The sequence below is a fragment of the Vibrio sp. 378 genome (assembly GCF_033339435.1).
In genome coordinates, this window is sequence record NZ_JAWOUO010000305.1 from 1 (window position 1) to 857 (window position 857).

The following is an 857-nucleotide window of genomic DNA, read 5'->3' on the forward strand; positions in this document are numbered from 1 at the left end:
TGTTGTTGGTGGTGGAGAAGTGGCGAGCCGTAAAGTGGAAGCGCTACTAAAGGCTGGGGCGAATGTCACCATTGTTTCTCCAACTTTGGTTGAGTTCTTATCAAGGCTTGCCGATGAGCACCAAATCCATTGGGTGCAACGCTTTTATTCAAGTGACCTTGTCACAAAACGTTTTGTGCAAGTGTGGGCCACCACTGATAACCCAGAGCTGAATCACCAGGTGTATAAAAATGCCAAAGAACTTGGCATTTTGGTCAACGTCGTAGACGACAAACCGTACTGTGACTTCATCACACCTTCAATGATCAACCGTGGCAGAATCCAGATTGCAATTTCAAGTGGTGGAGCGTCTCCGGTACTGATTCGCAATATTCGTGAAAAGCTTGAAGCGATTCTTCCTCAGAACATGGGCTTGATGGCCGAGTTTGCCAACTCGAAACGTAATTCGATCAAAGAAGCGTTACCAAGTGTCGATTTACGCCGTAAGTTCTGGGAGCAGTTCTTCTCGAATCCTGATGTTGAAAACGCGCGTAATAACCGCGAGCTTGAAACGATCTATCAGGCAACGATGGCAAACCCATTAGATGAGAAGGGCAGCTGTACTTGGATTCACCTCGGGAAAGACATCGAAATGCTGCCAATCAAATCTGTTCGTTACATGCAGCAACCCGAACTCGCGCTGTACTCGACTAAGTGTGAGGCCGATGCAATGGAGTTGGTAAGAAGAGATGCCGAACGTGAGGCCTTTTCAAATGCGGCAGAACTGTCTGATAAGTTAGCCAAAGCGAAAAAAGACAATTTACGTGTGTGCGTGTTCATTCCTCAAGGCACAAGCGAATTCATGTTGCTGCAAGGGC

Annotated in this window: 1 protein-coding gene; it reads left to right on the top strand. The window is 47.1% G+C overall.

Annotation, left to right across the window (positions count from 1 at the left end; translation table 11 throughout):
- On the top strand, nucleotides 1–857 hold an 857-nt coding region (locus R7Q48_RS25875; protein ID WP_318133039.1), incomplete at both ends, for a bifunctional precorrin-2 dehydrogenase/sirohydrochlorin ferrochelatase.